Source organism: Pseudoalteromonas sp. MER144-MNA-CIBAN-0113 (assembly GCF_040308965.1).
Classification (GTDB): Bacteria; Pseudomonadota; Gammaproteobacteria; order Enterobacterales; family Alteromonadaceae; genus Pseudoalteromonas; species Pseudoalteromonas tetraodonis.
In genome coordinates this window covers 59965-68996 of the sequence record NZ_JBEOOG010000017.1, presented here as the reverse complement: position 1 = coordinate 68996, position 9032 = coordinate 59965, and the positions used below count along the sequence as shown (strand labels likewise).

7 protein-coding genes and 1 other RNA gene are annotated in these 9032 nt (G+C 38.8%); 1 reads left to right on the top strand and 7 read right to left on the bottom strand.

What is annotated here, in order from left to right:
• Positions 1–25: 25 nt before the first annotated feature.
• The 6 genes from AAEY57_RS06775 to AAEY57_RS06750 form a co-directional block, all read right to left on the bottom strand.
• Positions 26–838, bottom strand: a complete 813-nt coding sequence (locus AAEY57_RS06775) for a hypothetical protein (protein ID WP_350607065.1) — start codon at positions 836–838, stop codon at positions 26–28.
• 90 nt (positions 839–928) lie between these two features.
• Positions 929–1930, bottom strand: coding sequence for a TniB family NTP-binding protein (locus AAEY57_RS06770; RefSeq protein WP_350607063.1), 1002 nt, complete (start codon positions 1928–1930; stop codon positions 929–931).
• A gap of 2 nt (positions 1931–1932) precedes the next feature.
• Positions 1933–3756 carry a TnsB C-terminal domain-containing protein gene (locus tag AAEY57_RS06765; protein ID WP_350607060.1) on the bottom strand — a complete coding sequence of 608 codons (1824 nt, stop codon included), beginning with the start codon at positions 3754–3756 and terminating at the stop codon, positions 1933–1935.
• Positions 3749–4378: a TnsA endonuclease N-terminal domain-containing protein gene (locus AAEY57_RS06760; RefSeq protein ID WP_350607058.1), complete on the bottom strand. Its 630-nt coding sequence runs from the start codon at positions 4376–4378 to the stop codon at positions 3749–3751. Before AAEY57_RS06760 ends, AAEY57_RS06765 begins: the two co-directional genes overlap by 8 nt.
• Before the next feature lie 132 nt (positions 4379–4510).
• Positions 4511–4607: signal recognition particle sRNA small type (ffs, locus tag AAEY57_RS06755), an RNA gene on the bottom strand.
• A 139-nt stretch (positions 4608–4746) separates the two neighbouring features.
• The gene (locus tag AAEY57_RS06750; protein WP_008467482.1) at positions 4747–5625 is read right to left on the bottom strand and encodes a DUF3014 domain-containing protein; all 879 of its coding nucleotides are present in this window, start codon (positions 5623–5625) and stop codon (positions 4747–4749) included.
• Positions 5626–5798: 173 nt separating this feature from the next.
• On the opposite strand from AAEY57_RS06750, the gene AAEY57_RS06745 reads away from it, so the two are divergent.
• On the top strand, positions 5799–6944 hold the full coding sequence (locus tag AAEY57_RS06745; RefSeq protein WP_350607055.1) for a patatin-like phospholipase family protein: 1146 nt from the start codon (positions 5799–5801) through the stop codon (positions 6942–6944).
• Between the two features lie 19 nt (positions 6945–6963).
• Here the strand turns inward: AAEY57_RS06745 and AAEY57_RS06740 are convergent, their stop codons facing one another.
• The gene (locus AAEY57_RS06740) at positions 6964–8937 is read right to left on the bottom strand and encodes a monovalent cation:proton antiporter family protein (RefSeq protein WP_350607053.1); all 1974 of its coding nucleotides are present in this window, start codon (positions 8935–8937) and stop codon (positions 6964–6966) included.
• Positions 8938–9032 lie beyond the last annotated feature (95 nt).

Sequence of the window (9032 nt, the reverse complement as noted above, 5' to 3'; positions counted from 1 at the left end):
ATCCGGAGCGGGAAATCGTGCAGGCTCAGGCAGCAGCATAAAACGGGAAAATCGGACAACTACCTTGAAAAACTCCGCAATTAACAGAGCCATGCATTTTATAAAGCTGGAAAACATTTGGGATATAAGAATTTGGACTTTTAGAGTGTCCACTTCTATCAACAATATCATAGCGATACCAGGCAGGGTTAAAATAACTAGGGGATGAAAAATCAAAACCGTCTACAACTACAAAACCTGTATTTGCAGCAGAATGTTCGAATGCCAAATCATAATTAGTTGTAAATAATTTAAGTCTTTGCTGCTTTGGACTTCTTCGACCTAAAGTTCGGATGAATTTATCATGGGAAAACCAATCATTTGAATTTATTTTATCTGTAAAGTTAGTTTCGTTTAAGATAACTGTTTTGGATTGATTTAAGAAAGAAGTAAGCTCTCCGGTTTTTGCTGCATTTGGAAACAAAGCAATATATTGATCACACAATGATAATAATAATTCGATATCATTCCACGGCTCATTTGTTTTTGAATCTCTTTTTTTCTGGTTTTCATCATATTTCACTGCATCAAGAACATCTTGAAATTTATCTGGATCTTGTTCTTTACACTTTTCCCATAGTTGCCCCATACTTGGAGCAATACCTTGAAATGTTAATGAGGTTCCAGAGCCAGCTAAGATAACTAAGTTATCAAAATCAAGTAAGTTACTAATACTTGAAATTAGTGATAAGTAACTTTCATTTTCACCTTTTTCAGGATCATCAATATTAATTAGTTCTGGATTTTTAATTCCATCTGTTCTTTTTATAAATGCCGATAGAAAATTTACTTCACTCATTTATACATCCCTATTCTTATATTTCTATTCAATAAATAACACATGTAACTCCAAATTTCATACACTCGATTCATTTGATAAACCAACACTTCACTTCCTCAACAACTGACTAATAGGCATCCGTTCAGTAAACTTGGTTGCTATAAACGGATCTTCATCTTGGGCGCTTTCAGGTTTGTATAGTGAGTAGCGCTCGACTTCACTTGCTGTAATTTCTGCAACAGGCAAAGTAAATGGGTTTGGCACATCAGGAAACAGTACTTCAAATGCTTTAACTAAATGCTTGGTTGTGAGGGTTTTCGCGTTATCCATTAATGCATAAAGTACGGCATCATCTAAAAAGTATTTTAATGTTCTAAAGCAACCTTTTGATAAGGAGAACAAAGCAAATACTGTTGCTTGCTCACTTAAATTTGGTTTTTCGGTAAATGGCATACGGTTGGCTAGGCCAATTATTAACTGCACAAAGTGCTTTGGGTTTTCTGATAGTTTAAAATAAGGCAGCTGCCGCCTTACTAATAAACGCGATGACCATTGAGGCTCGTCTGCTATTTTTTCTGCCCACGGCATACCTACCAATACAATTGATACACCCGCTTCATCGTTAATGTATTTTAATCGGTTGGCAATCTCGCGGCGTTTTTTACCTTGGTTATGCTCAATTAACTCTTGAAACTCATCAATAATTATAAGCTCTGTGCCACACGTTTTTAGACATTTTATTAATGATGTGGTTAAGCGAGTGCCGTTTATTCGTAGCTTACGCTCTGTGCTGCCTACTTGCCCTAAGTCTTTAAGAAGCTCCGCTAAAGTAGATTCTAATGTCGGATTGCTAGGTATGCGGCTTACTAATACAGGGTGATTCATCACTCCATTAATGAATTGCGGTAAATGTCGTTCTTTATATTGCTTGATCAGTGCAGTTTTACCTGTGCCTGTATCGCCATTTAAAAGCATGCAGGGCTTTTCGCCCGCTAACCCTTTACCAAGTCTTAATCTGTCGAAGTCGTTAAATACCGTGCTTATTATTGGGTATTCAATAAATACATCACGAAACTCATTCAGCTTTTCTTTTTGTTTATCGGTCAGCATAATTAAAATCCATCAAGGTCTGAGATAAAGTCATCCCAGCTATCAGTTGGTTGCTCTTTAGATGCAACCTTTTTGGGCTCTACTGGCTCGCTCTGAGCTATTGATTTTTGTGAGTCACTACTAACATTTTGATGCTTAGCTAACGCTTTACCCCCTTTTACCTTTGAGTTTTTTGGCACATTTTTTAGCTCTTCAAACTCGTTTTGAATTTTGTTATGAATGAACATACGCGCTTTTGCTAAGCCTACATTATCGATAGAGCCCGAAATAAAATCACGATGAATGCGTATATTTATTTTGTGCTGATTCAAACTTAAATTTTGGCTGTAACCGTTTGGATCTATGCATGGCACTTTTATGTAATGCTCTAGCTTATCGAGGTAAACATATATATAAGAAATATCATCGGGGTTTAATTTAATTAAAACTTCTTGAGATACTTTGTGGCTAAACTGCTTTCTATAGTTCGCCAGTTCAGTACTGTCGTAGCTAAGGTTTTCTAGCCGTATCCCACCTTTACGAAGCACCCTATGGTTTGAAATACTGAGTACAACATCTAGTTGTTGAAGATCAGTATCACTTAGCATTGTTGGTGGTAACGTACTAAAGCCTTGCTCCCATAGTTGGCTAGGTATGTACTTAAAGCGGCTGTCAGCATCTTGATGGTAAACGTCTACTACCCATTTATGAAATAACTGCATAAAAGTTGTAAATCGCATGATTGCATCTTTTTTGGGATTGTATTCATGCTTTTGTAAAATGTTGGAAAAGGTTTTACCTGGAATAGGGTCTAATAATTCAGTGTTAATTGTACCGAACATACGTTCTACAAAGGGTTTTAACCAAGGCTTTGCAACAGGGTTATACTGAGTATTAATGCCTATTTCTTCACAAGCAAGTTCAAGGCTGTTACTCCAAAATTCAGCGCCATTATCAACAACGAGTGTTTCAATTTTGCCAGCACACTTCCACTCATTAATCGTATCGGGGTATAGTTTTGCCACTTCATTTTTAGGTTTCATGGCATTTAGCATTGCTCGCCTCACTGCATCATAGCTAGGCTCACTGAAGCTAAAGTAATAGCCAACAATGCAATGGCTATACACATCTACTAACATAGTGAGTGTTGGCCGACCAAGTGGGATATGCAGCTCATCATCTAATAAGATAAGATCAAGTGGCGTATGGTCAATTTCAACTTTTTCGAGTATTCGGGTAGGCCTTTTATGCCCTTCTACTTTATTAAACGCAATATCAGCAAGGCGCTTGCCATAACGCGCAACCATCACCTCGTATTGTGGTAAGTTATCTACTCTGTTTTTAAATGCTTTATATGTTAAAGGTTTTAAATCACTGCCCACAACACTGTCGTTTTCAATAATAACTAAGTCTGCGTAATACTTATAAGCCGAAGAGACAAAAGGCTTTTCTTTTACTAAGTAACGTTCAAGCGCTTTTTCAAAAAACTTGTCGGTGGCTGTATCGCGCTCCCTGTTACCCTTTTTTTGGTGGCTTGGTATTAGCGCCATGATATTTTTATCGGCACTTATATAAGCGCTATACCATCGTGCTGCTGTTCTCCAGCTGGGCTTTTTTTCTCCCTCAACTTCAGGCATTACTTTCAATAAAGGCTCAAGGTTTTTTTGTGTCCAACCACCTTGAATATTAGCCTCAAGCCATTGAATATATTTAAACTTAGCAAATGTTGTATTTTTAATTTTTTCAGGAAGGGCTTGTAAATCTTTGGCGTAATTTTGAGGTAGTTTGGTTTCTACTTTTGGTAATGGCTGGTTAAACTCATCATCAAACAAACCGTCATTAAACATTATTAGACCAAATGGCTGTTTCTATTGATATTTCATTTGTAGTTAAGTCGGCAAATAACTGCCCTAATGATAATAAGCGTAGCACTGTAGCAAGTATCTCACCGGCAGTTACTTTTAAAAAGCTAACTAACTGGCCCACTTTAATAGAGCCGTATTGCTTAACAAGTTCTAGCACCGATGCTTGCAGATCTGTTAAAGACTGTAAACCAGAGTAGCGATGTAAAAGCTTTAAATTATTGAGTGTTGGATATACACGGATTTGCTTATCAGTAACCAGTATTAAGTCACGTCCATCTTGCTTAGCTATGGCTTGCTTTTCAATAAAACGTGCACGAAAGTCTTCGTCGGCAATTTTGCTTTGCGGTTTTACTTCTATAAATTTTTGCGTACCGTCTGTATGGGTAAGTAAAAAGTCAGGTGTGTAACGGCAAGTACGGTTATCAAACTCATATTCGTAACCTAGTGGCTGTGCTTCAAATGCGGCTATTGATGGTGAAAATTCAAAATGGAAACAAGCATCAAACTCTAAAGAGGATTCGACTAAACAAGTAGATTTATTTTTTTGACTAGCAAATTTATATAGGTTTTTAACACGAGAGTGTTTGAGTTTTCTTCTGTGCATGTTAGTCAACCATCTAACCATTTGGTTAAATACTAGACTATGCCACCTTATACTTCCAATTTATGCCATCTTTTAGTACAAATATGTCAACTTATACTTCAAACAACACCAAATGAGGAATTTGGGTGGCAGTCTTACCAGCCACATCTCGGCACACACGTCACAAACTGTGGCTGCTCCCTTCCGGGCCTGACCAGGTTCGCCTGCTAGTGTTGCGAGAGGACCAATAAGACTACCATTGAGGGCCTTGGTTGGCGCGATTGAGATTATCTCTACTTTTGCTCTGTTATTCAAGGGATAATCAAAAAAGAAAGTGCGATTGCATACTTCATATACAATCGCAGTCTATTTAGGTGTTAAAGCGATTATTAATTGCTCTCTAACTCTGCTTTTATGTTACGTAGTGCCGCTTTTACTTTTTTCATATTCTCTGGGCCCATGCGTAAAAGTTGCTTTTGCGCTGCGGGTAATTGTTCCCATTCAGAAAACGCATACTGATAAGTCACTGAGTCACGTAATAGAGGTAAACTGCCTTTTGGCTCAGGAGTATCAAGTAACAGGTCAATGGCATCTTCAAGTGTTTGAGTAAACTCATCATCACTATAGCCAATTTCAGTGTATGCGCTGTTGATCAGCGGTTTATATTCTTCATATAAACGCACAGCTTGTGCTGCACTCATACTTGTTAATATTTTTACATACGGGGTATAGCGTTCATAACTATTAGGGTCAATTGTTAAAATATCGCCTTCGTTTACACGAAAACCCTCTTCTAACTTTGCAACTGGGGTGTGCTTGGTAGCCACTTTGCCTTTTGCTAAATTATCGATAAACACCACACCACGACGAATAACATCATCATTTAGCACTAAGCTCATCGCTACATCACCCAAATATTCATCTAATTTTGCAATGACTACAGGGTCGCTGTCGTTTAACGTTGGTAAAGGCACAATCTCGGCTTCGGGCTCAACCTCTGGACGCTGAGCTGGAACGGCTAATTCGGCAGGTTTTTCAGGTTTAACAGAAGGCGCACCCACCACAGGGTCGTTTTCAGGCTTTAGCTCCATAATAGGTTGCTCTTTTACCGGTTCTTCAACCTGCATTACTGTTTTTGGAGATTCACTTGGTTTTAATAAAACAAACGCAGCGACAATAATGATGATTAGTAAAATTACCCCTGCAAAGATAAGGTTGTTATTCGGCGGACGTTTTTGAACATCTGATTCTGATGGTTTATCTGACATACGAACTCCATAAATATAAAAATGCGATGCTGTTTAGAGTACTCTAAACAGGTTTAATTCATTAACTCCACTAATTATTTATTAATGTAGCTAATGTATCCTTTGATTCTTCTAGCTTAAAGACTTACAGTGCATAAATAAAGTAAAGACAGTGAACAGTTTAAATACGTAACATGAAAATTAAGCAAGTCGATCCTAGTAAACCTAAAATTGCCTTATTACTTACAGGTGGTGGTGCCCGAGCGGCTTATCAAGTCGGCGTATTAAAAGCCTTAGCGCAAAGTATGCCCAGAACTGCCCCGCTGCCCTTTAGAGTGATAAATGGTACATCTGCTGGCGCAATTAATTCTGCGGCGTTAGCGTGTTACGCTTCATGTATGCATTTAGCCGTTAGAAAGCTAGAGACAGTATGGAAAAACTTTTCCACCTCTATGGTATATAAAAGTGACTTTTTGAGTGTGTTTGGTCATATTACTCGTAATATTTTAACTAGTTTTCAGTCTGAGCATATAAACCATCCACCGGCGAGCTTATTAAATAATCGGCCACTTAGAAAGCTATTAAACGATATTCTTGATTTACATCGAATTGAACGTAACTTACATCGTGACTACTTAGAGGCGCTGTCGATTACAGCATCTAGTTATACGACCGGTGATTCTGTTGCTTTTTTTCAGTCAAATACGCAGCATTCTTGGCAGCGAGCAAAACGCGAAGGTCGCGCTACGCGAATTAATGTTGAGCATTTAATGGCCTCAAGTGCTATTCCTATGGTTTTTCCTAGTGTAAATATTTATAACCACTACTTTGGTGATGGTTCTATACATCAACTTTCACCTTTAAGCCCGTCTATTCACTTAGGGGCAAATAAAATATTTATTATTGGTGTTGAACAACCCAAGGAGCCTCACCCTCCAGGTTACTCTGCGCATTTCCCCGGGCTTTCTGCTGTAGCAGGCCACTTACTCGACAGTGTATTTACCGACACTATGCAATCTGATTTAGAACGATTAGATCGAGTAAATCGTACGCTGGGGTTATTACCCGATAGACAAAAGCATCAAGAGTTAAAACAAATAGACAGCTTTATCATTAACCCCTCGCAAAACTTTAATGCAATTGCAGCGCAATACTATGATGATATGCCTTGGGCAATTAAAGTGTTACTGCGTATGATCGGGGTTAAAAAACGCTCTCAGTCGAGTTTGACCAGCTATTTGTTATTTGAAAAACGCTACACCCAGCATTTAATTCAAATCGGATACGACGATGGTATGAAACAACTCCCTGAAATCAGAAAGTTCTTAGAGCTAGAGTAAGTTTTTTTTGCTTGATGGGCTACTCTATACCATCAAGTAAATAATGCTCAACACGTTCTACACGCCGTGGTTTACCTTGCAGCACTAGAATATCATTAGCATACAATATTGTGTGTTCTTGTGGTGTGTCTATTTCTTCGCCCTCGCGGCGAAGCGCCTTAATTAGCACTTTTCTTTTTGCTAAATTGAGTTCGCTAATTGCTTTATTAACCGCAAATGCTTTATCTGGTAAGGCTATTGCATGTAAATACTCTAAACGCTCTGGCAAGTTGGTATCGCTGTCAATATTTTCGCCGGCAAAAAAGCTATGCAATAATTTATAACGGTTTCGTCGCTCACTACTAACACGGCGAATAATACGGCTCATTGGCACACCAGACATTGACAAAACATGCGACACCAACATTAAGCTTGCTTCAAGCGCCTCAGGCACAACCTCAGTAACCCCTAGCGCTTTTAAGCGCTCTAACTGACTATCATCACGGGTTCTTATGAGTATTTTAACCTTAGGTGCAACCTGTTTAATGGCATTAATGACTATTTGAGTTTGTTGAAATTCGGTAAAAGTAATAATGACTAGTCGCGCTCGCTCTACCCCCGCACACTTTAAAATATCTTTTTGCTCAACATGACCAAATATTAAAGGCTCGCCCGCCGCTTTTCCTTCTTGTACTAAAATGGGGTCGCTCTCTATTGCCACATAATCAATTGCCTCTGGGGATAAAAAGCGGGCAATAGTTTGTCCTACTCGAGAAAAACCGCATATCACCACATGGTTATGATAAAGCGTGCTACTTTGAAGCTCGTCTTCAAAGGCAAACTTTGCGCGCTCTAACATGCCTAGTCGTTTTAAAATAAAAGGAGTTTTATCAATTAAATAGGGCGTAAGCGCCATAGAAATTACGCCCATGGCAATTAAAAATGATACTTGCTCAACGCTCAGCAAGTTATGCTGTGCAGCGAGTGCAATTAACACAAAGCCAAACTCACCCATTTGCCACAACATTATAGCGCACGCTAACGCATCTTTTTTTCGCTCTCCCATAAATAAAGAAGATAACATCACTACGGCAATTTTTAAGATTAAGATGCCCATCAAGGCAACAATAATAATACCCGCATGATCAACAACAAAACCAATGTCTAACTGCATCCCCACGGTTACAAAAAATAACCCCATGAGAATATCGCGAAACGGGCGAATATCCGCCTCTAATTGATGACGATAGTGGCTCTCCCCTAGCATCATGCCTGCTAAAAAAGCGCCTAATGCCATTGATAAACCAAAGGAGTATGTGAGTAACCCTGCAAACAAAGACACCAATAACGTGGTTAATACAAACAGCTCATCGCTTCGTGCTAGTGCCACTTCTTTAAACACCTTGGGCAAAACCCACTTGCCAATAGCCCATAGCAATACGCACACAAACGCGCCTTTAGTCAGCGCAAACAGTAATGCCCAACCAATACTATTGGGATCACTGCTGGCAAATAAAGGCAAAATAATGAGTAACGGCACAACCGCAATGTCTTGAAATAGTAAAACACCGATTGCCAATTGCCCTCGGCGTTTATTTAAATCACCACTCTCTTTTAATAATTTAGCAACCACTGCCGTAGAGGAGAGCATAATAATAATGCCGATGGTAAAACTAGTTAATAAACTAAAATTTAATAAATAAAGGATTAAAATAAGCAAGATACTGCTGACTATGACTTGCAATGAGCCTAAGCCAAATACGATATTTCGCATTGCCATTAAGCGCGATACAGAAAACTCCAGCCCTAAACTAAATAACAAAAACACAATACCCAGCTCAGCAATAAAGTCCATTTCATGGCTTTGTGCCATCCAACCAACACCATGGCCACCAGCTAGTAAACCTACCGCTAAATAAGCTAATACAGGGGGAAGCCCTATTCGCTTAAATAGCCATACAAATAGAACCGCAGCAACTAAAAGTCCAAAAACCTGAGCATTAATATTTTGCAATGCAATCCTTATAATCAATCAATGGAATGTAACTTAACTATAGCAACCGTATAAGTTTCAGCCAGAATGTAAATATGGCATATAACCTGCTTAGT

What these genes read in the sequence shown, in the direction of transcription:
- AAEY57_RS06775 (WP_350607065.1), bottom strand. Translation starts at nt 838, where the DNA reads ATGAGTGAAGTAAATTTTCTATCGGCATTTATAAAAAGAACAGATGGA.
- AAEY57_RS06770 (WP_350607063.1), bottom strand. Translation starts at nt 1,930, where the DNA reads ATGCTGACCGATAAACAAAAAGAAAAGCTGAATGAGTTTCGTGATGTA.
- AAEY57_RS06765 (WP_350607060.1), bottom strand. Translation starts at nt 3,756, where the DNA reads ATGTTTAATGACGGTTTGTTTGATGATGAGTTTAACCAGCCATTACCA.
- AAEY57_RS06760 (WP_350607058.1), bottom strand. Translation starts at nt 4,378, where the DNA reads ATGCACAGAAGAAAACTCAAACACTCTCGTGTTAAAAACCTATATAAA.
- AAEY57_RS06750 (WP_008467482.1), bottom strand. Translation starts at nt 5,625, where the DNA reads ATGTCAGATAAACCATCAGAATCAGATGTTCAAAAACGTCCGCCGAAT.
- AAEY57_RS06745 (WP_350607055.1), top strand. Translation starts at nt 5,799, where the DNA reads ATGAAAATTAAGCAAGTCGATCCTAGTAAACCTAAAATTGCCTTATTA.